Source organism: Micromonospora sp. CA-248260 (genome assembly GCF_050942205.1).
Lineage (GTDB): Bacteria > Actinomycetota > Actinomycetes > Mycobacteriales > Micromonosporaceae > Micromonospora > Micromonospora antibiotica.
Window position 1 is genome coordinate 2,432,463 of sequence record NZ_CP192021.1, and the last position, 25,987, is coordinate 2,458,449.

At 72.9% G+C, this 25,987-nt stretch carries 18 protein-coding genes and 1 pseudogene; 16 read left to right on the plus strand and 3 right to left on the minus strand.

The features are described 5' to 3' along the window. Position 1: 1 nt before the first annotated feature. The 6 genes and pseudogenes from ruvB to ACQP2H_RS10730 all read left to right on the plus strand — a co-directional run. Complete coding sequence (gene ruvB, locus ACQP2H_RS10705) at positions 2-1,066, plus strand: Holliday junction branch migration DNA helicase RuvB (RefSeq protein WP_219469625.1); 1,065 nt, start codon at positions 2-4, stop codon at positions 1,064-1,066. A gap of 120 nt (positions 1,067-1,186) precedes the next feature. After that, entirely contained in the window at positions 1,187-1,552 is a 366-nt protein-coding gene (gene yajC / locus ACQP2H_RS10710; protein WP_244253083.1) for a preprotein translocase subunit YajC, read from the plus strand. 226 nt (positions 1,553-1,778) lie between these two features. Continuing rightward, complete coding sequence (gene secD / locus ACQP2H_RS10715; protein WP_219469627.1) at positions 1,779-3,707, plus strand: protein translocase subunit SecD; 1,929 nt, start codon at positions 1,779-1,781, stop codon at positions 3,705-3,707. A gap of 1 nt (position 3,708) precedes the next feature. Beyond that, complete coding sequence (gene secF / locus ACQP2H_RS10720) at positions 3,709-4,908, plus strand: protein translocase subunit SecF (protein WP_219469630.1); 1,200 nt, start codon at positions 3,709-3,711, stop codon at positions 4,906-4,908. A 99-nt stretch (positions 4,909-5,007) separates the two neighbouring features. Continuing rightward, positions 5,008-5,574, plus strand: coding sequence for an adenine phosphoribosyltransferase (locus tag ACQP2H_RS10725; RefSeq protein ID WP_208569459.1), 567 nt, complete (start codon positions 5,008-5,010; stop codon positions 5,572-5,574). 429 nt (positions 5,575-6,003) lie between these two features. Continuing rightward, positions 6,004-8,283, plus strand: a pseudogene (locus ACQP2H_RS10730) (RelA/SpoT family protein); the annotation flags it as partial. A gap of 140 nt (positions 8,284-8,423) precedes the next feature. Here ACQP2H_RS10730 and ACQP2H_RS10735 read toward each other — a convergent pair. Next, on the minus strand, positions 8,424-9,266 hold the full coding sequence (locus tag ACQP2H_RS10735; protein WP_363823762.1) for a peptidylprolyl isomerase: 843 nt from the start codon (positions 9,264-9,266) through the stop codon (positions 8,424-8,426). A gap of 61 nt (positions 9,267-9,327) precedes the next feature. Next, complete coding sequence (locus ACQP2H_RS10740; RefSeq protein WP_363823761.1) at positions 9,328-10,212, minus strand: peptidylprolyl isomerase; 885 nt, start codon at positions 10,210-10,212, stop codon at positions 9,328-9,330. A 259-nt stretch (positions 10,213-10,471) separates the two neighbouring features. Between ACQP2H_RS10740 and ACQP2H_RS10745 the strand changes: the two genes are divergently transcribed. The 8 genes from ACQP2H_RS10745 to ACQP2H_RS10780 all read left to right on the plus strand — a co-directional run bounded on the left by ACQP2H_RS10745 (position 10,472) and on the right by ACQP2H_RS10780 (position 20,841). After that, entirely contained in the window at positions 10,472-11,191 is a 720-nt protein-coding gene (locus tag ACQP2H_RS10745) for an MBL fold metallo-hydrolase (RefSeq protein ID WP_208569462.1), read from the plus strand. A gap of 70 nt (positions 11,192-11,261) precedes the next feature. Continuing rightward, a complete protein-coding gene (gene hisS, locus ACQP2H_RS10750; RefSeq protein WP_433232458.1) occupies positions 11,262-12,584 on the plus strand; it encodes a histidine--tRNA ligase in 1,323 nt (440 codons plus the stop codon). 73 nt (positions 12,585-12,657) lie between these two features. Beyond that, positions 12,658-13,593 (plus strand): acyl-ACP desaturase, encoded by a 936-nt coding sequence (locus ACQP2H_RS10755; protein ID WP_208569464.1) that lies wholly within the window; start codon positions 12,658-12,660, stop codon positions 13,591-13,593. Positions 13,594-14,690: 1,097 nt separating this feature from the next. After that, complete coding sequence (locus ACQP2H_RS10760; RefSeq protein ID WP_219469638.1) at positions 14,691-15,743, plus strand: S1 family peptidase; 1,053 nt, start codon at positions 14,691-14,693, stop codon at positions 15,741-15,743. 193 nt (positions 15,744-15,936) lie between these two features. Beyond that, a complete protein-coding gene (gene aspS, locus ACQP2H_RS10765) occupies positions 15,937-17,739 on the plus strand; it encodes an aspartate--tRNA ligase (protein ID WP_219469641.1) in 1,803 nt (600 codons plus the stop codon). A 129-nt stretch (positions 17,740-17,868) separates the two neighbouring features. Continuing rightward, positions 17,869-18,681 carry an SDR family oxidoreductase gene (locus ACQP2H_RS10770; protein ID WP_433232462.1) on the plus strand — a complete coding sequence of 271 codons (813 nt, stop codon included), beginning with the start codon at positions 17,869-17,871 and terminating at the stop codon, positions 18,679-18,681. A gap of 103 nt (positions 18,682-18,784) precedes the next feature. Beyond that, the gene (locus tag ACQP2H_RS10775; RefSeq protein ID WP_219469647.1) at positions 18,785-19,381 is read left to right on the plus strand and encodes an ArsR/SmtB family transcription factor; all 597 of its coding nucleotides are present in this window, start codon (positions 18,785-18,787) and stop codon (positions 19,379-19,381) included. Continuing rightward, the gene (locus ACQP2H_RS10780) at positions 19,381-20,841 is read left to right on the plus strand and encodes an MFS transporter (protein WP_433232465.1); all 1,461 of its coding nucleotides are present in this window, start codon (positions 19,381-19,383) and stop codon (positions 20,839-20,841) included. Before ACQP2H_RS10775 ends, ACQP2H_RS10780 begins: the two co-directional genes overlap by 1 nt. Here ACQP2H_RS10780 and ACQP2H_RS10785 read toward each other — a convergent pair. Then, positions 20,812-21,555, minus strand: a complete 744-nt coding sequence (locus ACQP2H_RS10785; protein ID WP_357535859.1) for a GNAT family N-acetyltransferase — start codon at positions 21,553-21,555, stop codon at positions 20,812-20,814. The genes ACQP2H_RS10780 and ACQP2H_RS10785 overlap by 30 nt on opposite strands. A 129-nt stretch (positions 21,556-21,684) precedes the next feature. Here ACQP2H_RS10785 and ACQP2H_RS10790 point away from each other — a divergent pair, with 129 nt between their 5' ends. Together ACQP2H_RS10790 and ACQP2H_RS10795 are read left to right on the plus strand one after the other, a co-directional pair. Continuing rightward, positions 21,685-21,897, plus strand: a complete 213-nt coding sequence (locus ACQP2H_RS10790) for a hypothetical protein (RefSeq protein WP_067307861.1) — start codon at positions 21,685-21,687, stop codon at positions 21,895-21,897. An 85-nt stretch (positions 21,898-21,982) separates the two neighbouring features. Next, positions 21,983-23,479, plus strand: a complete 1,497-nt coding sequence (locus ACQP2H_RS10795) for a replication-associated recombination protein A (protein WP_219469657.1) — start codon at positions 21,983-21,985, stop codon at positions 23,477-23,479. The last annotated feature ends 2,508 nt before the right edge of the window (positions 23,480-25,987 follow it).

The following is a 25,987-nucleotide window of genomic DNA, read 5'->3' on the forward strand; positions in this document are numbered from 1 at the left end:
CATGACCGGCGACGGCCTCGTCTCGGCGTACGCCGACGACGCGGAGCGGGACGCCGAGGTCAGCGTCCGGCCGAAGCGGCTCGACGAGTTCATCGCCCAGCACCGGGTCCGCGACCAGCTCGACCTGCTGTTGCAGGGCGCGATGCGGCGCGGCGCCCCACCCGACCACATCCTCCTGTCGGGGCCTCCTGGCCTCGGGAAAACGACGTTGGCCAATATCGTGGCCGCCGAGCTGGGTTCCGGTATCCGGGTGACCAGCGGGCCGGTGATCGAGCGCTCCGGCGACCTGGCCGCCATCCTGACCAGCCTCGCCGAGGGCGACGTGCTGTTCATCGACGAGATCCACCGGATCGCCAAGCCGGCCGAGGAGCTGCTCTACAGCGCGATGGAGGACTTCCGGGTCGACGTGATCGTCGGCAAGGGGCCGGGGGCCACCGCGATCCCGCTGGACGTGGAGCCGTTCACCCTGGTCGGTGCCACCACCCGGTCCGGCCTGCTGACCGGTCCGATGCGGGACCGGTTCGGTTTCGTCGCGCACCTCGACTTCTACTCCCCGGCCGACCTGGAGGCGTTGCTGCACCGGTCGGCGCGCATCCTGGGCGTGCCGATCACCCCGGAGGGGGCGGTGGAGATCTCCGGCCGGTCCCGGGGCACGCCCCGGATCGCCAACCGGCTGCTGCGCCGGGTGCGCGACTACGCCGAGGTCCGGGCCGAGGGGGTGGTCACCCTGGAGACCGCGCGCGCTGCCCTGACCGTCTACGACGTGGACGCCCTGGGGCTGGACCGGCTGGACCGGGCGGTGCTGACCGCGCTGGTCGACTCGTTCCGGGGCGGGCCGGTGGGCCTGTCCACCCTGGCGGTGGCGGTGGGGGAGCAGCCGGACACGGTGGAGGAGGTCTGCGAGCCGTTCCTCGTCCGCGCTGGACTGCTGGCCCGTACGCCCCGGGGGCGGGTGGCCACCGAGGCGGCCTGGCGGCACCTCGGCCGGACACCACCAAATGGTACATTTGGCATGGAAGCCCCCGCTGTGCCTGATCTGTTCTCGAACGCGCCCGATCCACCGTGATCTGAACGTGATCTGCGCCGCATTCGGCGTTCCCAGGTGCAGGGATTAGACTCGCCGCGGTCTGTACAGGATGTGAATATCCGCCTCCGCTCCGGCGCGCACCGCGCCGAACGGGGGCCAATGGGAAGGTCGCACACCGTGCTTTACGCAGCACAGTCCGGCGGAGGCGCCGGCAGTCTGACGCCGATCATCATGATCGCCCTGCTCTTCGGGGTCATGTACTTCATGATGATCCGGCCGCAGCAGAAGCGCCGCCGCGAGGCCGAGGCCATGCAGTCCGCGCTCGGCCCCGGTGACGAGGTCGTCACCATCGGCGGGCTCTACGGCACGGTCGTGGGCGTCGAGGACGACACCGTGCTGCTGGAGGTGGCCCCCGGCGTGCAGTCCCGTTACGCCCGGCCGGCCATCGCCCGGGTGGTCACCCGGGCGGAGCGTCCGGAGGCCGACGAGCCGGTCATCGAGGACGCGGAAGCCGTCAAGGAGTGAGTGTCCGCCCGCCCCGCCGGGGTGGGCGTGACAGGACAACTGGATAGGTGGGCCGGTCCCCGGGGCCGGCACGCGCGCCCCGCCGTCCGACGCCCCCACGTCGGCGGTGGTACGCCGTGCCGCACGGTCGGGAGCGGTCCGCGCAGAGCACGTCGGGGCGGGAACCCCGCTCCGACCTCGTCGCCGCTGCGCCGGCGGCGCGACCGTTACAGGGAGACAGACAGCCGTGGCACCACCTCAGGGACAGATGCGCCCCGGGCGGCAGCTCGCCGTGCTCGGGATCATCTTCGTCGTCCTCTATTCCTTGGTGTTCTTCTCGGGCGGCGCCAGCGGTAGCTGGAAGGACCGGTTGGAGCCACGGCTCGGCCTGGACCTCATCGGTGGCACCCGGCTGACGCTGGAGGCGACCAACAGCATCGACGGCAAGCCCCCGACGTCGGCCAACCTGGAGGAGGCCCGGCAGATCATCGAGAGCCGGGTCAACGCCTACGGGGTGGCCGAGGCCGAGGTGGTCACCGAGGGCAACCGGAACATCGTCATCTCCCTGCCCGGTGAGAACCGGGAGCTGACCGACGTCGGCAGCGCCGCGGAGCTGCGCTTCCGCAAGGTGCTCAAGGCCGCCGACGGCAGCGGTACGGTCGCCGCTCCGGCTCCGTCCGGCAGTGCGTCGCCGGCCCCGTCGGGTAGCGCCTCCCCGGCTCCGTCGGGCAGCGCGTCGCCGAAGGCCTCCGGCAGTGCGGCGCCGAAGGTGACCGGTTCGCCGAGCGCCGGTGGGCAGGGTGGTGGCGCCCCCGCGCCGAGCGCCAGCCCGAGCGCCTCCCCGTCCGGGTCGGCCTCGCCGAGCGCCCCGGCCGCCTCGCCCAGCGCCACCGAGGCGCCGGTGTCGCAGAGCATCGAGGAGCAGCGCAAGGCCGTCGAGAAGAAGGTCGGTGCACCGGCCTGGGCCGCCGCGAGCGGGCTCCAGGCTCCGGCCGACCTGGCCACCAACCCGGCCCTGGCGGAGACGCTCAAGCCGTTCGGCACGCTCTCCCCGCAGGAGATCGCGGTGCTGAGCCCGCAGATGCAGTTCAACGTGCCGACCATCACCTGCGCCCAGCTCGACAAGCGGCCCCCCGCGTCGATCAAGGACGAGAAGCAGCAGGCGGTCGCCTGTGAGGGTGGTGCGGCGAAGTACCTGCTCGACCAGGCCAAGGTGCTCGGCACCGACGTCAAGGACGCCAACGCCGTCCTCGACCAGGCCAGCACCTGGGTGGTCAGCCTGAACTTCACCGGCGACGGCCAGTCCAAGTGGACCGAGCTGACCCGGGAAGCGTTCAACAACACCGGCGGCGGCTGCGACCAGACGGCCCTGGGCCAGGACGGCAAGTGCCGGGTGGCCGTGGTGCTGGACAACGAGATCGTCTCCTCGCCCGAGATCCAGGGCGTGCTGACCGGCGACTCGCAGATCACCGGCAGCTTCGACAACACGTCGGCCAACGCGCTGGCCAGCCAGCTGCGCTACGGCGCGCTGCCGGTCACCTTCGTGCCGCAGGAGCAGCAGAACGTCACCGCGACGCTGGGCGACAGCCACCTGCGGGCCGGTCTGCTGGCCGCCGGCATCGGCATGCTGCTGGTCATCATCTACTCGTTCTTCTACTACCGGCTGCTCGGCTCGGTCATCTTCCTGAGCCTGGTGCTCTCCGCGTTGCTGGTCTTCGGCGCGCTGGTGGTGCTCGGCCGGTCGATCGGCTTCACCCTCACCCTCGCCGGCATCGCCGGCATGATCGTCTCGCTCGGTGTGGCGGCGGACTCGTTCGTCATCTACTTCGAGCGGCTCAAGGACGAGATCCGGGAGGGGCGCAGCCCGCGTAGCGCGGTGGGCCGGGCCTGGATCCGGGCCCGCCGGACGATCATCTCGGCCAACGCGATCACCCTGATGTCCGCCGTGGTCCTCTACATCGTCTCGGTCGGCACGGTGAAGGGCTTCGCCTTCGCCCTCGGCCTGGCGACCGTCCTCGACCTGGTGGTCGTCTTCCTCTTCCGGCACCCGATCATGACGATGTTCGCCCGGACCCCGGCGTTCCTGTCGCCCCGGGTCAGCGGCCTCGGTCGGGCCCTGCCAGCCCGTTCGGCCGACCCGGCCACCGCCCGCAACTCGCGCGTCAAGGAGGCCTGAGATGGCTAAGAGTGGTCTGGCGTCCCGGCTCTACCGGGGCGAGGCCGGTCTCAACATCGTCGGCCGGCGCAAGTTGTGGTTCACCGTCGCCGGCGTGCTGGTGCTGATCGCCGTGCTCAGCTTCGCGGTGCGCGGCTTCAGCCTGGGCATCGAGTTCGCCGGCGGCAACTCGTTCCAGGTGCCGGCCAGCGTCGGCACCCTAGACCAGGCCGAGGGCAAGGTCAACGACGCGCTGGCGGCCGAGGGCGGCGGCGCCGAGGTGGTGACCGCGCAGAAGGTCGGCAGCACCAGCGGCGAGTACTACGAGCTGCGCACCTCGCAGCTCAGCGCCGACCAGGCCAACGCGGTCAAGGCCGAGATGGCGCAGGAGTTCGGCATCAACGCCGACCAGATCAGCGGCAGCCAGGTCAGCGAGGCCTGGGGCAGCCAGGTGACCTCCCGGGCGCTGCTCGGCCTGATCATCTTCGTCCTGGTGGTGGCGGCCTACCTGGTGCTGCGCTTCGAGTGGCGGATGGCGGTCGCGGCGATCATCTCGCTGTTCATGAACCTGATCCTCACCGCCGGCATCTACTCGCTGGTCGGCTTCGAGGTGACCCCGTCGACGATCATCGGGTTCCTCACCATTCTGGGCTTCGCGCTCTACGACGTGGTGGTGGTCTTCGACAAGGTCCAGGAGAACACCCGGGGCATCACGGCCAACAACAACCAGACCTACGGCGAGGCGGCCAACCTGGCGCTCAACCAGAGCCTGATGCGGTCGTTGAACACCTCGGTGGTCGCCCTGCTCCCGGTCGGCGGTCTGCTCTTCATCGGTGCCGGCCTGCTCGGCGCGGGCACCCTGAAGGACCTGGGCCTGGTGCTCTTCGTCGGTATGGCGATGGCGTTCCTGACCTCGATCCTGCTGTCCACCCCGTTGCTGGTGCTGCTCAAGAACTATGACCCGCGCATCGAGGCGCACACCAAGCGGGTGCTGGCCCGGCGGGGCGCGATCGCCCGGGGCGAGGTCGTCCCGCGTGGCGCGGCCCGGCAGGCGGCCGGCGACGACGCTGCCGACGAGCCGATCGACCCCGAGGCGGCGGCCCTGGCCGGCAGCGCGCCGAAGGTCGGTTCCCGGCCGGCGGCCAAGCGGGCGACCGGTGCCCGGGGTGGTCGTCCCAGCGGCGGCGGGGGCAACCGCCCCGGTGGCGCGAAGCGGCGCTGACCGACGGGCGACCCGCCACACGTCGAGTCGACGGCGTCCGCCATGCTGTGCGAGCAGCATGGCGGACGCCGTCGTCGTAGCGAAGGAGAATCGACCATCGTGACGGAGACCCACAGCACCGCGGTACGGGGAGACAGCGGCCCGCAGGTCGCCCGGCTGGTCGCCAGCCGGGTGCTGGACGTGCCGGACTTCCCCAAGCCCGGTGTCCTGTTCAAGGACCTGATGCCGTTGTTCGCCGACGGCGACGTGTTCCGCGAGGTGATCGACGGCATCATCGACCACCACGGGCGGGACAGCTTCGACATCGTGGTCGGCATCGAGGCCCGGGGCTTCGTGATCGCCGCCGCGATCGCGTACGCGACCGGGATGGGGGTGGTGCCGGTGCGCAAGGCGGGCAAGCTGCCCCGGCCGGCGTACTCGGCCTCCTATGCCCTGGAGTACGGCGAGGCGACGCTCGAGGTGCACCAGGACGCCTTCACCGCCGGGCACCGGGTGCTGGTGGTCGACGACGTGCTGGCCACCGGTGGCACCGCCGAGGCGACCCTCGATCTGGTCGAGCGGGCCGGTGGCACGGTGGCCGGGTTCACCGTACTGCTGGAGTTGGGTTTCCTGGGTGGGCGGGAGCGGCTCGCCGGGCGTCCGGTCCATGCCCTGCTGACCGTGTGACGCCCGGTCGTCCCGCCGACCTGGGACGGACCGTCCGGCGGAGCGGCACGGCACCTACCGTGCGGGTAGCATTGCCCATTGCTGACCGGGCGATCACCCGTCCGGGCGGCGGGCAGGGCGTCGGCCGGGGGCCGGCGGGTAACGCCATCGGCCCCGACGGCGGCCGATGGGAACATGCCGGCGCGACGGCCGGTTGGAAGACAGGCGTCGGCCGCACGGCCGGCGTGGTCCCGGCGATCGGTGAGGAGGCCGGTGTCCCACGATGTCGTCCCTCCGGTGGAGGGCACGGTGCACCCGACAGGCGACGCTGACGGCGCGGTGACCGCTCGGAAGAACGACCCACCGGTCGGCCCGGCGGGGGTCGGCGACGACGTCGGTGCCACGCTCGACGGCATGGCAGCCGGGGCGGCGCTCGACGACGACCCGTCCCCGAGCGCCGGTTTCGCGTTGTCCAACGCGCCGACCGGGCGTCGGGTGCGGGCGCGGCTGGCCCGGTTCAACGCCCCCTGGCAGAGTTCCCAGGTCAGCGAGGTGCTCGAACCGCTGATCGCCAGCCACCGGGAAAACCACCCCAAGGCGGATGCCCGGCTGCTCCAGCGTGCCTTCGACACCGCCGCGCGGTGGCACTCCGGTCAGTACCGCAAGTCCGGTGACCCGTACATCACCCACCCGCTGGCGGTGGCGACCATCCTGGGCAACCTGGGAATGGACACCACCACGCTGGTGGCGGCGCTGCTGCACGACACGATCGAGGACACCGAGTACACCCTCGACCAGATGCGCACCGACTTCGGTCCCGAGGTCACCCTGCTCGTCGACGGCGTGACGAAGCTGGACAAGGTCAAGCTGGGCGACGCAGCCAAGGCGGAGACGATCCGCAAGATGGTCGTGGCGATGGCGAAGGACCCCCGGGTCCTGGTGATCAAGCTGGCCGACCGGCTGCACAACATGCGGACGCTGTCCTTCCTGCCGGCGCCCAAGCGGGAGCAGAAGGCCAAGGAGACGCTGGAGATCCTGGCTCCGCTGGCCCACCGCCTCGGTATGAACACGATCAAGTGGGAGCTGGAGGACCTGGCCTTCGGCACCCTGTTCCCCAAGCGCTACGAGGAGATCCTCCGGCTGATCGGGGAGCACCAGCCGCAGCGGGAGTCGCTGCTCAAGCAGGTCACCCAGAAGGTCGGCACCGACCTCAAGGCCGCGAAGATCAAGGCGGAGACGACCGGCCGGCCGAAGCACCTCTACTCGATCTACCAGAAGATGATCGTGCGGGGGCGGGACTTCAACGACATCTACGACCTGGTCGGGGTGCGCATCCTGGTCGACACGGTGCGGGACTGCTACGCGGCGTTGGGGGTCATCCACGCCAACTGGCAGCCGGTGCCGGGCCGGTTCAAGGACTACATCGCGATGCCCAAGTTCAACATGTACCAGTCGCTGCACACGACGGTCATCGGGCCCACCGGCAAGCCGGTGGAGATGCAGATCCGCACCTACGCGATGCACCGCACCGCCGAGTTCGGTATCGCCGCGCACTGGAAGTACAAGGAGCACAAGGGCACCCAGATCGTCGGCCCGCCCGCGCACATCGACGAGATGACCTGGCTGCGGCAGCTGCTGGACTGGCAGCGGGAGGCCGCCGACCCGTCGGAGTTCCTCGACGCGTTGCGCTTCGACCTGTCCAGCCAGGAGGTGTACGTCTTCACCCCCAAGGGGGACGTCATCCCGCTGCCGACCGGGTCGACGCCTGTGGACTTCGCGTACGCGGTGCACACCGAGGTCGGGCACAAGTGCATCGGGGCACGGGTCAACGGCAAGCTGGTGCCGTTGGAGTCGGCGCTGTCCAACGGCGACGTGATCGAGATCTTCACCTCGAAGTCCGACACGGCCGGTCCGACGCAGGACTGGCTGAGCTTCGTCAAGAGCCCCCGGGCGCGTACCAAGATCCGCCAGTATTTCAACAAGGAGCGGCGTGAGGAGGCGATCGAGGCCGGTAAGGACTCGATCGTCAAGGCGATGCGCAAGCAGGGCATGCCGTTGCAGCGGATGCTCACCTCCGACGCGTTGATGGCGATCGCCCGGGACCTGCACCTCGCCGACGTCGCGTCGCTCTACGCGGCGGTCGGCGACAGCCAGGTGTCGGCGCAGTCGGTGGTGCAGAAGCTGATGGCCGCGTACGGCGGTGAGGAGGGCGCGGCGGAGGACATCGCCGAGACCGCCGTCGCCACCCGTCCGCCGCACAGCCGGCAGAACAGCAGCGATCCCGGGGTGGTGGTGCGGGGCGTCAGCGACGTCTGGATCAAGCTGGCCCGGTGCTGCACGCCGGTGCCCCCGGATTCGGTCTTCGGGTTCGTCACCCGCTCCGGCGGGGTCAGCGTGCACCGCGACGACTGCGCCAACGCCGAGGACCTGCGGGCCCAGGCCGAGCGGGTGGTGGAGGTCAGCTGGAAGCTCACCTCCGCCTCCACGTTCCTGGTGGCCATCCAGGTGGAGGCACTCGACCGGCACAAGCTGCTGGCCGACGTCACCCGGGTGCTCTCCGAGGAGCGGGTCAACATCCTGTCGGCGACGGTCACCACCACCCGGGACCGGGTGGCGGTGAGCCGGTTCAGCTTCGAGATGGCCGACCCGAAGCACCTGGGGCACCTGCTGGCCGCCGTCCGCAAGGTCGACGGGGTCTTCGACGCCTACCGGGTCACCTCCGGCGCCTGACGGGCCTGGGACCCCACCGGGCGGACCACCCGACCGCCTCCGGATCCGTGGGTCCGTAGGGTCCCCGGGAGTGTTGCGGACACCGGGGTAACGAAAGCGCCCGCCGGCTCAGCCGGCGGGCGCTTCGTCGTACGGTGCGGTCAGCCCTCGATGTCGCTCATGGTCAGCTTGGTGATGGTGACCTCCTTCTTGGGGTGGCCACCCCCCGCCTGCTGGGCGTACGCCTTGTCGTCGCCGGCCGCCCCGACCTGCTTGACCAGGTCCATTCCGGAGGTGACGGTGCCCAGCACGGTGTATTTCGCGTCGAGCTGCGAGTCGCCGTAGACGATGAAGAACTGACTGCCGGTGCTGCCCGGCTGCCCGGAGTTGGCCATCGCGATGACGCCCTCCGGGTAGGGGGGCCGCTTGTCGGTCGGCAGGTTCTCCTCGGCGAGGCCGTAGCTCGGCCCGCCGGTGCCGTCGGTCTGCCGCCAGCCGGCGCCGGTCGCGCTCGGGTCACCGCACTGGAGCACCTTGATGCCCTCGGTCACCAGCCGGTGGCACTTGGTGTTGTCGAAGAAGCCCTTGCTGGCCAGGTGGGTGAAGCTGCCGGCGGTGCAGGGCACCTTGGTCCGGTCGAGCTTGGCGACGATCGGGCCCAGGTTGGTCTCCAGGGTCATCGTCTGGGTGCCCTTGTTGGCCTGCTGGTTGGGGGGCAGCCCGACGTCCTTGATCTGGGCGGGCCGGCCCTCCTTGGGCGCCTCGGTATAGGTGCACTGCGAGAAGCCCTCGGTGCTGGCGGTCTGCTGCTTGTTGTCGTCGTCATCACCGCCGAGGCTGGTCGCCAACCAGACGGTGCCGGCGACCACGAGCACCAGGATCGCGGCGGCCCCGACGATCGCCTGCGTCTGCCGGCGCTTGCGGGCCTTGGCCGAACGTTCGGCCATCTCCCGCTCAAGTCGGGCCCGCGCCGCCGCGCGCTGCCGCTCTCTCGTGGACGTCACGGTCACTCCTCCTGGGCTTTCTCTGGCGCGGCGTGGCCGCAGGTACGGGTGGTGGGCCGGCTCAGCCGGCGCTGGGGCTGGCCGCCGGGGACGCGGCCGGGGAACCGGTCGCCGGAGCCGGCGCGGCCTGCGCCTCGCCGACGGTCAGCTTGCGGATCAGCACGTCGGTCTTGGGCTTGACCTTGGCGCCCGCCCCGTTGTCCACGGTCGGCTGGGCGCCGATCTTCTCGACCACGTCGAGGCCGCCGGTGATCCGGCCGATGATCGGGTACGCCGGCTGGGCCGGGCTGGAGTCCTTGAAGAAGATCAGGAACTGGCTGCCGTTGGCGCCCGGCGGGTTGCTGATCATCGCGACCGTGCCCTTGGGGTAGGTCGGCGGCTGCCCGGGCGGCGGGCTGGCCGAGGGGCTCGCCTCGGGCGCGGTCGGCACGTTCTCGTTGTAGAACGAGTAGCTGGGGCCGCCCAGGCCGGTGCCGCTCGGGTCGCCGCAACGCAACGCACCCTCGGTGGTGATCTCGTGGCACTTGGTGTTGTCGTAGAACGACTTGCCGGCCAGGTGGGCGATGCTCGCCCCGGCGCACGGCGCCGCGGCGAGGTCAAGCTCGGCGGTGACCGGGCCGCCCTGGTCGGTGTCGATCGTCATGGTGCGTACCCCGGTGGTGGGCAGACCGGTGGTGGCCGGGGTGCCGACGTCCTTGAGGTTGGTGTTGGCGGCCGCGTCCTGCGGCGTCCAGAGGCAGACGTCCTCGGCGGCCTTCTGCTCGGGGTCGCTGTCGAAGGCACCCAGCCCCCAGGCCGCGCCGGCCACGATCAGCACCAGCACCACGGCCGCACCGACCCCGGCCTGGATCTGCCGACGCCGTCGGGCGGCGGCGGCCCGCCGGGCCAACTGCCGGTCGAGCTTCTCCCGCGCGAGCTTGCGCTGCCGGTCCCTGCTGGAAGCCACCCGTGCTCCCCTCCTCTACCCTGGTCGTCACCGGCGGTCGGGCCGTACGCGCCACGATGTCCGCAGGTGCGCCACGCCACACGCCCGCCAGAGTGTACGGGTACCCGCTGTGAAAGTGGTGTACGAGGGCCGGCCTGGGTTTATCAAAGTGCGTCACTGTGCCGTACGGGGCCCGTGGTGCGGGTGGGCGCGGATGTCGGCTCGCGCCGACGACTAGGCTGCCCAGGAGACGGACGACTCGAACGAAAGGGGAGCGGACGTGCTCGTGGCCGGCTTTCCCGCGGACGCCTTCGGCACCAACTGCTACGTGGTGGCGACCGCGCCGGGGGAGCAGTGCGTGGTGGTCGACCCCGGTATCGGGGTGCTCGACCGGCTCGACGCCGTGCTCGCCGAGCACCGCCTGCACCCGGCCGCCGTGCTGCTCACCCACGGCCATCTCGACCACACCTTCTCCGTCGCCCCGGTCTGCGGCGCGCGCGGCATCCCGGCGTACGTCCACCCGGAGGACCGGGAGCTGCTGGCCGACCCGACCAAGGCGCTGTCGATGGACCTCACCGCGCTGTTCGGCGGCCGGCTGCCGTACACCGAGCCGGACGACGTCGCGGAGCTGACCGACGGGGCGACGCTGGCGCTGGCCGGCCTGGAGATCACCGTCGACCACGCGCCGGGCCATACCGGCGGGTCGGTGCTGTTCCGGCTGCCCGGCACCGGCTCGCCCTGGGAGGCCGACCAGCTCTGCCTCTCCGGTGACGTGCTCTTCGCCGGCTCGATCGGTCGCACCGACCTGCCCGGCGGCAGCATGCCCCGGATGCTGGCCAGCCTGCGGGAGAAGGTCCTCCCGTTGGCCGACGACACGGTCGTGCTGCCCGGCCACGGCCCGAGGACCACCATCGGCCGCGAGCGGGTGCGCAACCCGTACCTGGTCGACGTGGCGGGCCCCGGTGGCGCACGTCCGGCCGCGCCCACCCGCGGCCTCTAGCTTCTCCTCCGCGCCGCGCGCGGACCTTTCGCTCTCACCGCGCCCGGCGCGGACCCGCAAGGAGTACGCCATGAGCAAGCCCACGCCCCTGTCCGGCTTCCCGGAGTGGACCACGTCGCAGCGGATGATCGAGCAGTTCGTCCTCGACCGGATCCGGCACACCTTCGAGCTGTACGGGTTCGCGCCGCTGGAGACCCGGTCGGTGGAGCCACTGGACCAGTTGCTGCGTAAGGGGGAGACCTCGAAGGAGGTCTACCTGCTGCGCCGGTTGCAGGCCGACGCGGATGGTCCGGCCGGTGACGATGCGCTCGGCCTGCACTTCGACCTGACCGTGCCGTTCGCCCGGTACGTGCTGGAGAACGCCGGCAAGCTCCAGTTCCCGTTCCGCCGCTACCAGATCCAGAAGGTGTGGCGGGGTGAGCGCCCGCAGGAGGGGCGCTACCGGGAGTTCCTCCAGGCCGACATCGACATCGTCGACCGGGACACCCTGCCGGCGCACTACGAGGCGGAGATGCCGCTGGTGATCGGGGACGCGCTGCGGTCGCTGCCGATCCCGCCGGTGCTGATCCAGGTGAACAACCGCAAGATCTGTGAGGGGTTCTACCGGGGCATCGGGCTGACCGACCCGGAGGCGGCGCTGCGCGCGGTCGACAAGCTCGACAAGATCGGCCCGGACAAGGTGGCCGACCTGCTGGCCGAGACGGCGGGAGCGAGCGCGGCCCAGGCGAAGGCGTGCCTGGCGCTGGCCGGGATCTCCGCCCCGGATGCCTCCTTCGCCGACGCGGTGCGCGCCCTCGGGGTGAGCGACCCGCTGCTCGACGAGGGCATCGCCGAGCTGGTCGCGGTGGTGGAGACCGCCGCCGCGCACGCGCCGGGGCTCTGCGTCGCCGACCTGCGGATCGCCCGGGGCCTGGACTACTACACCGGCACCGTCTACGAGACCCAGCTGCTCGGCTACGAGCGGTTCGGTTCGATCTGCTCCGGTGGCCGGTACGACAACCTGGCCAGCGCCGGTGCCGTGTCGTACCCGGGGGTCGGCATCTCGATCGGGGTGACCCGGCTGCTCGGTCTGCTCTTCGGCGCCGGGGCGCTGTCGGTCTCGCGCAGCGTGCCGACCTGTGTGCTGGTCGCGGTCGGAGCCGAGGAGGAGCGGGCGGGCAGCAACGCGGTCGCCGAGGTGCTGCGGTCGCGGGGGATCCCGACCGAGGTGTCGCCGAACGCGGCGAAGTTCGGCAAGCAGATCCGCTACGCCGAGCGGCGTGGTATCCCGTACGTGTGGTTCCGGGGTGCCGAGGGTGACCAGGTCAAGGACATCCGTTCGGGCGAGCAGGTGAACGCCGTGCCGGCCGAGTGGACGCCGCCCCACGCGGACCTGAAGCCGCTGGTCGGCTGAGTCTCAGTTACTGGCGCGTACGCCGACGGGGACCTACGGTGGCGTAAGTTACGCCACCGTAGGGAGGGGCCCTGTGACCGAGCTGAGCCAGACCGCGCTGCTGCACGAACTCGAACCCGTGGTCGCCAAGAACCTCGACCGTCACCTCTCGGTGGCCAAGGAGTGGTTTCCGCACGAGTACGTGCCGTGGAGCGAAGGGCGGACCTTCGACGGCCCGCTCGGCGGCGAGGCGTGGTCGGAGGGGGACTCTACCCTGCCCGAGGTGGCCCGGACGGCGTTGATCGTCAACCTGCTCACCGAGGACAACCTGCCGTCGTACCACCATCAGATCGCCACCCTGTTCGGTCCGGACGGGGCGTGGGGGACGTGGGTGGGTCGGTGGACCGCCGAGGAGGGTCGGCACGGTACCGCCATCCGGGACTACCTCACGGTGTCCCGGGCGGTCGACCCGGTGGCCCTGGAGCGGGCCCGGATGGTGCACATGACCGCCGGCTACAGCAACTCGCACGACACGTCGATGCTGCGCTCGCTGGCGTACGTGTCGTTCCAGGAGCTGGCGACCCGCATCTCGCACCGCAACACCGGCCGGATCACCGGTGACCCGGTCTGCGAGGCGTTGCTGGGTCGCGTCGCGGCCGACGAGAACCTGCACATGATCTTTTATCGCAATCTGCTCGGCGCGGCCCTCGAGGTGGACCCGAACCAGACCATGCGAGCCATCGACGAGGTGCTGGCAGACTTCCAGATGCCCGGGGTGGGTATCGAGGGGTTCGCCCGCAAGTCGGTGACGATCGCCCTCGCCGGCATCTACGACCTGCGTCAGCACCGCGACGACGTGGTGGCCCCGGTGCTGCGCCAGTGGGACGTGTTCAACGTCGTCGGTCTGGACGCCGAGGGCGAGGCCGCCCGCGACCGGATCGCCGCCCACCTGGACGGCCTGGAGCAGGCCGCGTCCCGGTTCGAGGAGAAGCGCGACGCGCGCGCCGCCAAGCTGGCCGCCCGCGCCTGACCTGACCGTCCCCTCCGGCGTTTCACCACCCCCGTGCCTGCCCGCAGGCACGGGGGTGTGCTGCAACCACGTCGCCACCCCCTGCGGCGGGCGCGTCGGGTGTGCCGTGCGGCGGGCGCGTCGGGTGTGCCGCGCGGGTGGGGACGGCTCTTCCGGCCCCGCCGCTTCGCCCGGGGTCGTGCCGACGTCATGCGTCACCCGGTTACTCCGTCCGTCCCTCGAAGTCGGTGACTTTCGGTGACAGGTCGGCGGGTGTGACGCGCCGTGACAACGGCTCCCCCCTCGTGCTCCTACCCTTCCGCGCTTTGCTCTGCTGCCCTCGGAGCGCCACCGACCTGAGCTGCCTTTCCTTGCGGCGTGTGATTCGCTGGTCTTCTCATGCATGGCTACCTGAGGTAACTGTCGCGGTGAGGGCGGCAGAGCAAAGGGGACGACCGTCAGGCGGCGGGGTCGACTGATGATGACTCCCGGTGACGGGTGCCGAGTGTTGCCGTTCTCGCCGCCATCGGGCCTGCCGGCACGGGACGTCCTGGTCGGCGGCCCGGTCGTGTCGTGCCGTCCCGGCTGTGGCCGGACCACCCCGGTGCCACCGGTCTCGTCGGACGGTGCGGGGGGCGGGTCGGCTCCGGTCGGTGCGTCCACGGGATCGGCTGCGGTGCCTGCGGGATCGGCTGCGGTGCCTGCGGGATCGGCTGCGGTGCCTGCGGGATCGGCTGCGGTGCCTGCGGGATCGGCTGCGGTGCCTGCGGGACCGGGTGCGGCGCGCAACCGGGCCGCCTGCGAACCACTCAACGCCGGGTCGGGACCGCGGCGTCGGACCCCCGGCGGGGGCCGCTTCGGGCTGTCGGCGGTGGCCGCTTCGGGCCCGGCCCGCTGTGGGGGCGGGGCAGGTTGGCGGAGGGTCTGACATGGATGTGTCCACGATGTTGCCTGACCGTCATAACCGCTGGTGGGGTGAATCCGGGCAAACGCATGTCTTGATAACGATCTTAAATATGTGAATACTTCAGTCTCTCGGCCGGTTTCCCCAGGTCGGCCGGTTGTCCCCGGGCGCGTCTTCATGACGCCGCCCGTCACCCCCTTCCGGAGGTTGTTGCATGCGACCCACGAGGTCCTCACTTCGACACGCCGCCGCCGTCGCCATGGCCGGAACCCTGGTCACCGGCGCGCTCATGGGTGCCCCCGCCCAGGCGGCCCCCGCCTCACCCGCATCCCCCGACGCCGCCGCCAGCCTGGCCGAGCGTCTCGGTGACCGCGCCGCCGGCACCTACGCCGACGCCGCCGGCAAGATGGTCGTCACCGTCACCGACACCGCCGCCGCCAAGCAGGTCCGCGCCGCCGGTGCCGTCCCGAAGCTGGTCACCCGGGGCGCGGCCCAGCTCCGCTCCGCCACCGCCGAGCTGGAGCGGTCGGCCAAGATCCCCGGCACCGCGTGGTGGACCGACACCGCCACCAACCAGGTCGTCGTGTCGGTCGACAGCACCGTCACCGGCGCCAAGCTGGAGCGGGTCAAGGCCGCCGCCGCGCGCACCGGTGGCACCGTCCGGGTCGAGGCCGAGACCGGCGTGCTCAGCACCAAGATCTCCGGCGGCCAGGCCATCTACACCGGCGGCGGTCGCTGCTCGCTCGGCTTCAACGTCCGCAACAGCGCCGGTCAGACCTTCTTCCTGACCGCCGGGCACTGCACCAACATCGGCTCGACCTGGTACTCGAACTCCGGCCAGACCAGCGTGCTCGGTACCCGTACCGGCACCAGCTTCCCGGGCAACGACTACGGCATCGTCCGGCACAGCAACGCCGCCAACGCGACCGGCAACGTCTCCCTCTACAACGGCAGCTTCCGGGACGTCACCGGTGCCGCCAACGCGTACGTCGGCCAGAGCGTGCAGCGCTCCGGCAGCACCACCGGCCTCAAGAGCGGCTCGGTGAGCGCCATCAACGCCACCGTGAACTACGCCGAGGGCTCGGTCTCCGGCCTGATCCGGACCAACGTCTGCGCCGAGCCGGGCGACAGCGGCGGTTCGCTGTTCAGCGGCAGCAGCGCGGTCGGCCTCACCTCCGGCGGCAGCGGCAACTGCACCCGCGGTGGCACCACCTACTTCCAGCCGGTCACCGAGCCGCTGAGCGTCTACGGCGTCAGCATCATCTGACCGATCTGCCGCATCCTCTGATGCACCACCGGATCCGCTGATCCACCTTGCGTGAACGGGCCGTCGGGAACACCGGCGGCCCGTTCCGCGCGTCCGGTGGGCGGGCCGGCCTTGCTCACCCCGCAACCGGGCGGACCGGGCGGCTGACACAATGCGGGGGAACAGCCGTACCGCAGATGAGGAGACGCAAGTCGTGATCCGTACCCATGACGCCGGCAGCCTGCGCGCGACGGACGCCGGCACCACGGTGACGCTCGCCGGGTGGGTGGCCCGCCGGCGCGACCACGGCGGTGTCATCTTCGTCGACCTGCGCGACGGCTCCGGCGTGGTCCAGGTGGTGTTCCGCGAAGAGGACGCGCACGCGCTGCGCAACGAGTTCTGCGTCAAGGTCACCGGCGAGGTGACCCGCCGCCCCGAGGGCAACGAGAACCCGGAGCTGCCCACCGGTGAGATCGAGGTGACCGCCAGCGCGCTGGAGGTGCTCTCCGAGGCCGCGCCGCTGCCGCTGCCGGTCGACGACCAGGTCGAGGCGGGCGACGACATCCGGCTGCGCTACCGCTACCTGGACCTGCGCCGCAGTGGCCCGGCCAACGCGATGCGGCTGCGCTCCCGGGCCAACCAGCTCGCCCGCACCGTGCTGCACGAGCGGGACTTCCTGGAGATCGAGACCCCGACGCTGACCCGGTCCACCCCCGAGGGCGCCCGCGACTTCCTGGTCCCGGTCCGGCTCCAGCCCGGCAGCTGGTACGCGCTGCCGCAGTCGCCGCAGCTGTTCAAGCAGCTGCTCATGGTCGGCGGCATGGAGCGGTACTACCAGATCGCCCGCTGCTACCGCGACGAGGACTTCCGCGCCGACCGGCAGCCGGAGTTCACCCAGCTCGACATCGAGATGTCCTTCGTCACCGAGGACGACGTGATCGACCTCGGCGAGGCGATCGTCGCGGCACTCTGGAAGGACCTGGCCGGGCACGAGATCTCCCGGCCGATCCCCCGGATCACCTGGCACGACGCGATGGCCCGGTACGGCTCCGACAAGCCCGACCTGCGTTACGGCCTGGAGCTGACCGAGCTGACCGAGTACCTGCGCGGCACCGAGTTCCGGGTGTTCGCCGGTGCGATCGACGCGGGCGGCTACGTCGGCGCGGTGGTCATGCCCGGCGGTGCGGCGCAGACCCGCAAGGAGCTGGACGGCTGGCAGGACTGGGCCAAGGCGCGTGGCGCGCGCGGCCTGGCGTACGTGGTGCTGGACGCCGAGACCGGCGAGGCGCGTGGGCCGGTGGCCAAGAACCTCTCCGCCGAGCACCTGGGTGGCCTGGCCGACGCGGTCGGGGCCAAGCCGGGCGACGCGGTCTTCTTCGCCGCCGGCACGAACACCCGGGAGGCGCAGGAACTGCTCGGCGCGGCCCGGATCGAGATCGCCAAGCGGGCCAAGCTGATCGACGAGAGCGCCTGGGCGTTCTGCTGGGTGGTCGACGCGCCGATGTTCGAGCGCACGGACGAGGGCGGCTGGACGGCCGTGCACCACCCGTTCACCTCGCCGAACGCCGACTGGGTCGGCCGGTTCGAGGAGGCCCCGGACCGGGCCCTGGCCTACGCGTACGACATCGTCTGCAACGGCAACGAGATCGGCGGCGGCTCGATCCGTATCCACCGGGGCGACGTGCAGCAGCGGGTCTTCGACCTGCTCGGCATCACCCCCGCCGAGGCGCAGGACAAGTTCGGCTTCCTGCTGGAGGCGTTCAAGTACGGCGCCCCGCCGCACGGCGGCATCGCGTTCGGCTGGGACCGGGTCTGCATGCTGCTGGCCGGGGCCGACTCGATCCGCGAGGTGATCGCCTTCCCCAAGACCCGGGGCGGCTTCGACCCGCTGACCGGCGCCCCGACCCCGATCACCACCCAGCAGCGCACCGAGGCCGGCATCGACGCCAAGCCCAAGCCCCCGGCCGCGTCCCCCGGCACCGCCGGCCCCGCCGCCCCGGTAGCCGACCCGGCCTAACTCCCACCCCACCCCACCCCGGCCGGCCCGCCCGGCCGCCCTACCCCGGATCGTTGATCAAGAGGTTTACGTCATCATCACGCCGTGAGGTGACGTGAACCTCTTGATCGCTGTAAGGGGAGTGGTGGGATGCGGGCGTTGGTGGTGGGGGGTAGTGGGTTTCTCGGGGGTGAGGTGTGTCGGCGGGGGGTTGCTGCCGGGTGGTCGGTGGTGGGGACGTGCTGGTCGGGTGCGGTCGGGGTGCCCGGGGTGGCGGCGCGTCGGCTCGACGTGACCGATCGGGAGGCGGTGCGCCGGCTGGTCGCCGAGGTACGCCCGGACGTCGTCGTCGCGACCGCGTACCGCACCGACGACTGGACGGTCACCGCCGACGGGGCGGCGCACGTCGCGTATGCGGCGGCCGAGGTCGGGGCGCGGTTGGTGCACCTGTCCAGTGACGCGCTGCACGCCGGCCGTCCGACCCCCTATCTCGACGACGACGTGCCGACCCCGGTGCATCCCTACGGTGCGGCGAAGGCGGCGGCGGAGACCGCCGTACGGGTGGTCGACCCGGGAGCGGTGCTGGTGCGGACCTCGCTGATCCTGGGGGAGGGCAGCAAGCAGATACAGCTCTGCCGGGATGCGTTGGCGGGTCGGGCCACCCTGTTCACCGACGAGTTGCGCTGCCCGGTCGACGTCGGCGACCTGGCCGACGCGGTGCTGGAACTGGCCGACTCGACAGTCGCCGGCCCGCTCAACGTGGCCGGCCCGGAGCCGGTCAGCCGGGCCGGGCTGGGACTGCTGGTGGCCCGTCGGCACGGGATCGATCCGGCCGGGATGACGACCGCCACGACCACGGCGGCCGGGCTGCGGCGCCCCACCGACGTGCGGCTGGACTCGTCCCGCGCCGTCACCCTGCTGCGGACCCGGCTGCGCGGCGTGACCGAGTTGCTCGCCGACTGACGGGAGACCGTCGGGTCGGCCGTGTCGGGCCCCACAGGAGGTCTTGCACAGAATCTATGCACAAATATTGTGCATAGATTCTGTGCACAGTTATTGTGCATGCATGGAGAACGACGACACCGGCGGGCGACCCGCGACCAGCTCCGTCCGGATCGACCACCGGCAGGTCCGCGTCCTGGCCCACCCGCTGCGGCTGCGGCTGCTCGGCGCGCTGCGGGTGCAGGGACCGGCCACCGCCACCACCCTCGCCGGCCTGCTCGCCACCAACACCGGCGCCACCAGCTACCACCTGCGCCAGCTCGCCGACGTGGGGCTGGTGGTCGAGGACCCGGACCGCAGCGCCGGGCGGCAGCGCTGGTGGCGGGCCGCGCACGAGGTGACCGACTGGGAGCCGAGCGACTTCGACGACGACCCCGACGCCCGGGCCGCGATCGAGTGGATCCAGGGCGACCAGGTGCGCCTCCTGGCTGAGCGGGCCGAACGCTGGTTCGCCGTCCAGCAGGACTGGTCACCGGCCTGGCGGGACGCGTTCGGGATGAGCGACGCCTTCCTCAGCCTCCCCGCCGACCGGCTCCAGGCCCTGGAGGACGAGCTGTGGCAGGTGCTGGAGCGCTACCGCACCGAGGCGGACCCGGCGCAGCCGGACGCCGAGCGGGTGCACGTCTTCGTGGCCGCGTTCCCGATGATCGAGCAGCAGTGATGGCCGCGCTGACCGTACGCCAGGTCCGGTTCCGTTATCTCACCCTCTACGGCCTGCGGTGGCTGCCCACCGGCCTGACCATTCCGGTGCTGATCCTGCTGATGCAGGAACGCGGCCTGTCGCTGTCCCAGATCGGTCTGGTCGCCACCGCCCAGGGCCTGGTCGTGCTGGTGCTGGAGCTGCCGACCGGTGGCCTGGCCGACGCGCTCGGCAGCCGGGTGGTCCTGGTCACCGCCTGGTCGGTGAGCCTGCTGTCGCTCGGGCTGTTCGCGGTGGCGGACTCGTTCGCCCTGTTCTTCCTGGTCTGGGCCCTACAGGGGGTCTACCGGGCGCTCGACAGCGGCCCGCTCGACTCCTGGTACGTCGAGTCCACGCTCGCCGCCGACCGGGACGCCGACTACGAGCCCGGCCTCGGCTTCGCCGGCACCGTCGCGGGCGTCACCATCGCCGGCGGTGCGCTGCTCAGCGGCGGCCTCATCGCGCTCGGCCCGGTCGGGCCGGTGAGCGCCCTGACGGTGCCGGTGCTGGTCGCCGCCGCCCTCCAGGCCGTCGCCCTGGTCGTCCTGCTGATCCTGCTGGTCGAGACCGGCCCGGCCCGGGGCCCCGGCACGCTGCGTGCCTCGGTCGTGGCGGCACCCCGGATGGTGGGTCGGGCCGTCGGCCTGTTGCGCCGCTCCCGGGTGCTGCTCGCCCTGGTCTCGGTGGAGCTGTTCTGGGGTTTCGGCATGGTCACCTTCGAGTCGCTGCTGCCGATCCGGCTCGCCGACGTGGTCGGCGACCCCGAGCGGGCGGCGGCACTGCTCGGCCCGGCCAACTCGGCGGCCTGGCTGGTCTCGGCGGCCGGTGCGGCGGCCACCCCGCTGCTGCTGCGCTGGCTCGGTGCCGCCCCCGCCGCCGGGCTGCTGCGCATCCTCCAGGGTGTCACCGTGCTCGGTATGGGGCTGTTCGCCGGGCCGGTCGGGGTGCTGGTCGCCTACCTGGCCTGCTATGCGGTGCACGGCGCATCCAACCCGCTGCACCTGGGGCTGCTGCACCGGCAGGTCGACGGGCCCTACCGGACCAGCGTCATCTCGCTCAACTCGATGATGGGGCAACCGGGGTTCGCCCTCGGCGCGGTGCTGCTCACCGCGCTGGCCGACCGTAACGGGGTCGGCCCGGCGATGGTGGTCGGCGCGGTCGCGCTGGCGGTGGCCGCCCCGCTCTACCTGCCCGCCTGGTGGGCCGGCCGGCGGGCCGCCCCGGCCGCAGCCCCACCCGGCGATGTCCCGGTCGAAGCCGAGCCGGGGAACGTCCCGCTGGAAGCCGGACCCGGGAACGTTCCGGCCACACCGGCCGGGGCCGGACTTCCCGCTGTGCCCGCCGGGGCCGGACTTCCGGCTGTGCCCGCCGGGGCCGACCACCGGGGCGCCCAGTCGGCCGGGTCGGCGGCCTCAGCCGAGCCACACCGAGCTGCGCCGTAGGGTGCCGGTGAAGCCGAGCCGGCGGTAGAGCCGCAGCGCGGCGAGGTTGTCGGCGTAGACGCCGAGCCCGACTTGGTCGTACCGGGTGAGCAGGGCCCGGGTCATCCCGACGGTCAGCGCCGCGCCCAGCCCCCGCCCCCGTCGGTCGCGGGCCACGGTCAGCCCGGCGAGGAAGCCGATGTCGCCGCGACTACGGTCCGCCCCACAGGCGACCAGTCGCTCGGCCTCCCACCTGCCGTACCAGTCGACGACCGTCGGGTCCTCGGGGCGCGACGAGGAGGTGGGGAAGGCGTCGTCGATCAGCGCGGACAGTGCCGGGTGGTCCGCCGGGCCGAGGCGGACCACCCGCTCCTGCCCGGGTTGCCGTGGCGGGGCGGCGGTGGTCCAGAGGAAATCCCAGTCGTCGACCCGGGTCGCGCCGAACCGGTCGACCAGCAGCCTCCGGTCGGCCCGGGGCAGCTGCAGGTACTGCCCCGGGCGCACGAACCCGTCGGTGACCAGCGCCGCGACCAGCTCCACCGCCGCGTCGACCGGACCGACCACACCACCCGCCCGGTCGTTCTCCGCCGCCGGGAGCACCCAGGCCACCGCGCCGTCGCGGACCCAGCCGCGGGGCCGGTCGTCGCGCCGCAACGCGTGCCGTACGTACGGATGGTTGTCGGTGGCGGCGAGGACTGCCGCCCGGCCGGCAAGTTCCCGGTCGGTGTCGATCATGCCAGCAGCCTAGAACCCGGCCGGTCGAGACGCCCCGGCGACGACGATCTCCACGGTGGAGATTGACGAGTCGACCGATTGGGTACATCGGGGCCGACCTACTGGGACCCCCTACCGGAGGACATACACATGCTCGCCATCCTCGCGGCCGTCGTCTTCGGCTTCGCGCTCCTGCTGGACCTGCTCAACACCAACTTCGGCGCCCCCGACCTGTTCAACTGGAACACCCTGGTCCTGATCGGCCTGCTGCTGCTCTCGCTCTACCTGGCCGGCGTCGGCAGCGGCCCGCGCGGCGGTGGCGGCGGCCGGTGGTACCGGGGCCGTCGGCCGGGTCGCGGCTGACCGCACCTGACCGCATCGGATCAGAACGGGCGGGGCCGACGGCGCGATTCCGGCGTCGTCGGCCCCGCCCGGTACTGTCTTCCTGATGGATTCCGACGCCCTCTTCTCCCTCGGTGCACCCGCCGCGGCGCCCAGCGCCCCCGCGGGCACCGTCGGCGTCGACGACTTCGCCTCGGTGGGGCAGGACGCCCCCCTTCCGGTGCGGATGCGGCCCGCGAGCATCGACGAGCTGGTCGGGCAGGAACACCTCCTCGCGCCCGGCGCCCCGCTGCGTCAGCTCGTCGGCGGCGGCGCGGCGCTGTCGGTCATCCTCTGGGGCCCGCCGGGCAGCGGCAAGACCACCATCGCCCACCTGGTGGCCCGGGCCACCGACCGTCGCTTCGTGGCGATGTCGGCGCTGACCGCCGGGGTCAAGGACGTCCGGGCCGTCATCGAGGCCGCCCGTCGGCAGCGCCGCTCCGGCGGCCCGCAGACCGTGCTCTTCATCGACGAGGTGCACCGGTTCAGCAAGACCCAACAGGATTCGCTGCTCGCCGCCGTCGAGGACCGTACGGTCACCCTGCTCGCGGCGACCACCGAGAATCCGTACTTCTCCGTCATCTCGCCGCTGCTGTCCCGGTGCGTGCTGCTCACCCTCCAGCCGCTGGACGACGCGGCCGTGCGGGCGCTGCTACGGCGCGCGGTGACCGACCCGCGCGGCCTCGCCGGCGCGCTGACCCTGGCCACCGACGCCGAGGACCACCTGGTGCGCCTGGCCGGCGGTGACGTCCGCAAGGCGCTCACCGCGCTGGAGGCGGCGGCGGCCTCGGCGACCGCGCTCGACGTCGACCGGATCGACCTGGCCACCACCGAACAGGCGGTGGACGTGGCGGCCGTGCGTTACGACCGCGACGGCGACGCGCACTACGACGTGACCAGCGCCTTCATCAAGAGCATGCGCGGCTCGGACGTCGACGCCGCGTTGCACTGGCTGGCCCGGATGCTGGTCGCCGGGGAGGACGCCCGGTTCATCGCCCGCCGCATGGTCATCTTCGCCAGCGAGGACGTCGGCCTGGCCGACCCGTCCGCCCTGTCGGTGGCCACCGCCGCCGCGCACGCGGTGGAGTACGTCGGCCTGCCCGAGGCCCAGCTCAACCTCGCCCAGGCGGTCATCCACCTGGCGACCGCGCCGAAGTCCAACTCGGCCACCACGGCCCTCGGCGCGGCGATGGCCGACGTACGGGCCGGTCGGGGCGGCGCGGTGCCGCGTGGGCTGCGCGACGCGCACTACTCCGGCGCCCGGGGGCTCGGGCACGGCACGGGCTACCGCTACCCGCACGACGACCAACGCGGAGTGGTCACCCAGCAGTACGCTCCCGACGACCTCGTCGGGACCGACTACTACCGGCCCAGCGGGCACGGTGCCGAGCGGTCGGTGGCCGCCCGGCTGCCCCTGCTGCGCCGGATCGTCCGGGGGCTGTCCACCCCGGTGTCACGACCCGACGGGCCGGTGCCGGTGGTCAACGGCCGTCACCCGTCGGGCCCGGGACACGCCGGTGGGGCGGATGAGGACGGCGGCGACGCCGGGGAGGTTCAGCAGTGACATCGCGAGGTGGGGAGCAACCGCAGGACGGTCCCGACGAGCGGCGTGAACCTCGCGCCAAGGGACGTCGGTGGGGTCGGGGGCGGGGCGGCGACGACACCCCGCCCGAGCCGGCCGGCGAAGAGTTCGGTTGGATCGACGACCTGCGTACGGCGAAACAGCAGCGCACCGAACTCGGCCCGGACGGTGGTCCCGTGCCGCCGGTCCGCCCGGTGCCGCCGGTTGCCGGACGGGGACCGGTCGCCCCGCAGGACGCCCCGGGGGGGCCGGTCGCGCCGCGCGTCGGTCAGCCGGTGTCCCGTCCCGACGGGCCCCCTCGGCCGGCGTCCGCCCACCGCAGCCGGACCCCCGGCCGCAGCAGGCGCCGCCGGCTCTCCGGCCGCAGCCGGCCCCGCCGGAGCCTCGGCCGCAGCAGCAGCCGGGCGCCCGACCGGAGTCCGGACCTCCGACAGGTCCGCCGCCCGGTTCACCGGGTCCGCGGCGGGAGACGCCGACATCCGGTGGCCCCCGCCCGCCGCAGCCGGGTGGGCCGTCCCCGCTGCCGCCGGTCGGCCCCGCCCGGCCCGGGTCGGTGTCAGCCGGCACCGATTCGCCCCGTCCCGCCCGCCCCGACGGACCTCCACCGGGGCCGGCACACCCCGCTACCCAGGCTGCCCCACCGGTGCGCGGGCCGGGCTGGTCCGCACCCTCCGGGCAGCATCCGCGTCCGGGTGCCGGGCCCTGGCCGGGCCAGGCGTCCGCCGATCACCCCGGCCCGCAGCGGCCCGGACAGGCATCCCACCCGGACGCCACCGCCGGTGGTTCCGGTCCGGGCCGGGCTGCGGTCCCGGCCCCCGGCCGGGCGACGGTCCCCGGCGCCGCTCCCGGCCGGCCGGTGCCCCCCGGTCAGGCACCACCTGTCGGATGGGCCGGTCCCGGTTCCCCGACGCCTGCCGGGCCTTCGCACGGTGCCCCGACACCCGCCGGGCCACCCCTGGGCCGTCGGGCGGTACCCGACGACCGGTCGGGGGCGGCAGCAGCGGATGGTCCTTCCCTGCGGGGTCGCCGGACCGTGCCGGACGACCGGCCGAGAGAGCGACGTCCCGGTCCGGTCGAACCGGCGAACCGGCCCGGCCCCGGGCCCGGTGGTCCCGCGCCCGCTGCGGTGCAGCCGGCGGGCACACCCCGCGCCGGGGTGGGTGCCCCGACCGGCGCCGGAGTACTACCGGCCCCGACTGCCGGCGGCCCCGTACCGCCCCGACGGCCCCGCCGGGCGGTAACCCTCCGCCCGAGAGGGCCGGGGGGGTCCGCCGTGCCGAGGCGCCGACCACCCCAGTGCGCGATCCCGGTGGCCGGCCGGCCGGCGAGCGGGCAGGCCGTCGTCGTGCCGCCGAACCGGACCAACCGGTGGTGCCGCTGACCGGCAACGCGCCACCGCTACCCGGGGCCGCGCCGACCCCACCCGATGTTCCGTCGTCGCCGTCCGTGCCCGGCACCGGCCGGTCCGGTCCGGCTGCCCACGACGACAACGGGCGTCGCCGCCCGCCCACCGACATCGCCCCCCCACCGGGCCGACGGTCCGGTCCGGACGGCGGGCCGGCGGCCCACCGTCCCGGGTCGGACGGCGACGGGCCCGGGGGGCGGCGGAACCGCCCGGACGGTGCGGAGCCGTCAGGGCAGTGGCGTGTCCGGACCGGGAACGAGTCCGATCCCCAGGGTCGCCCGCCCATCGACGAGTCGCGCGGCCGGCGGAGTCGGCCGGACGAGGGTACGGCGGCTGGTCGACCGGTCCCGACCGGTCCCGCCCAGGACGAGCGGCCCCGTGGCGACCGGCCGGATCGGCCGGCGGACTGGCTGCGGCAGGCCGGTCGCACCTCACACACCGACCCCGCCCTGCGGGTGCTCAACCGATCGACCCCACCGGGTGGTCGGCCGACCCCGCCGGGCGGCGTTGGTCCGGCCGACCCGGCTGGTCGGGGGCGACCGGGTGACCCGCACCGGCCGGAGCAGGCTGGCCCACGCCGGCCGGAGCACGGTGACCCGCATCGGCCGGAGCAGGCTGGCCCACGCCGGCCGGAGCACGGTGACCCGCATCGGCCGGAGCAGGCTGGGCCGGCTCGGGGGACGGCACGGCCGGTCCCGCCCGAGCGGCCGGCCGGTCCCGGGCCGGTGGGCGATGACCCCGGTCCGGTCCGTGCAGCCCGCCCCGGGCCCGACCCGGCTCGGGGTCCGCGTCCCGGTGGCTCCGATCCCGGGTCCGGCGGCCCCCGGGCCGGTGGTACCGCTTCCGTACCGGTTCCTGGCACCCCGCCGGTTGCGGGGCTGCGCGCCCCGCCGGTCCCGGTCCGGTGTCCGGTGGCCCCCGGGTCGGCGGCTCGGCCCCGGTGCCCGGCACCGCGCCGGTCCCGGGCGGGTCGCGCCCGGCAGGCCCGCCGCCGGCGGCCCGACCGTCCCGCGACGCCGGTCCGGACGGTGCCGCGACGGCACCGACCTCCGGCGCTCCCCGCTTCGGCGCACCGGGTCCGAACG

Bases quoted from the DNA above. Each gene is read 5' to 3' on its own strand.
- ACQP2H_RS10760 (WP_219469638.1), top strand. From the start codon at position 14,691: ATGCGACCCACGAGGTCCTCACTTCGACACGCCGCCGCCGTCGCCATG.
- ACQP2H_RS10770 (WP_433232462.1), top strand. From the start codon at position 17,869: ATGCGGGCGTTGGTGGTGGGGGGTAGTGGGTTTCTCGGGGGTGAGGTG.
- ACQP2H_RS10795 (WP_219469657.1), top strand. From the start codon at position 21,983: ATGGATTCCGACGCCCTCTTCTCCCTCGGTGCACCCGCCGCGGCGCCC.
- ACQP2H_RS10785 (WP_357535859.1), bottom strand. From the start codon at position 21,555: ATGATCGACACCGACCGGGAACTTGCCGGCCGGGCGGCAGTCCTCGCC.
- ACQP2H_RS10790 (WP_067307861.1), top strand. From the start codon at position 21,685: ATGCTCGCCATCCTCGCGGCCGTCGTCTTCGGCTTCGCGCTCCTGCTG.
- secF (WP_219469630.1), top strand. From the start codon at position 3,709: ATGGCTAAGAGTGGTCTGGCGTCCCGGCTCTACCGGGGCGAGGCCGGT.
- ruvB (WP_219469625.1), top strand. From the start codon at position 2: ATGACCGGCGACGGCCTCGTCTCGGCGTACGCCGACGACGCGGAGCGG.
- ACQP2H_RS10780 (WP_433232465.1), top strand. From the start codon at position 19,381: ATGGCCGCGCTGACCGTACGCCAGGTCCGGTTCCGTTATCTCACCCTC.
- ACQP2H_RS10775 (WP_219469647.1), top strand. From the start codon at position 18,785: ATGGAGAACGACGACACCGGCGGGCGACCCGCGACCAGCTCCGTCCGG.
- yajC (WP_244253083.1), top strand. From the start codon at position 1,187: ATGGGAAGGTCGCACACCGTGCTTTACGCAGCACAGTCCGGCGGAGGC.
- hisS (WP_433232458.1), top strand. From the start codon at position 11,262: ATGAGCAAGCCCACGCCCCTGTCCGGCTTCCCGGAGTGGACCACGTCG.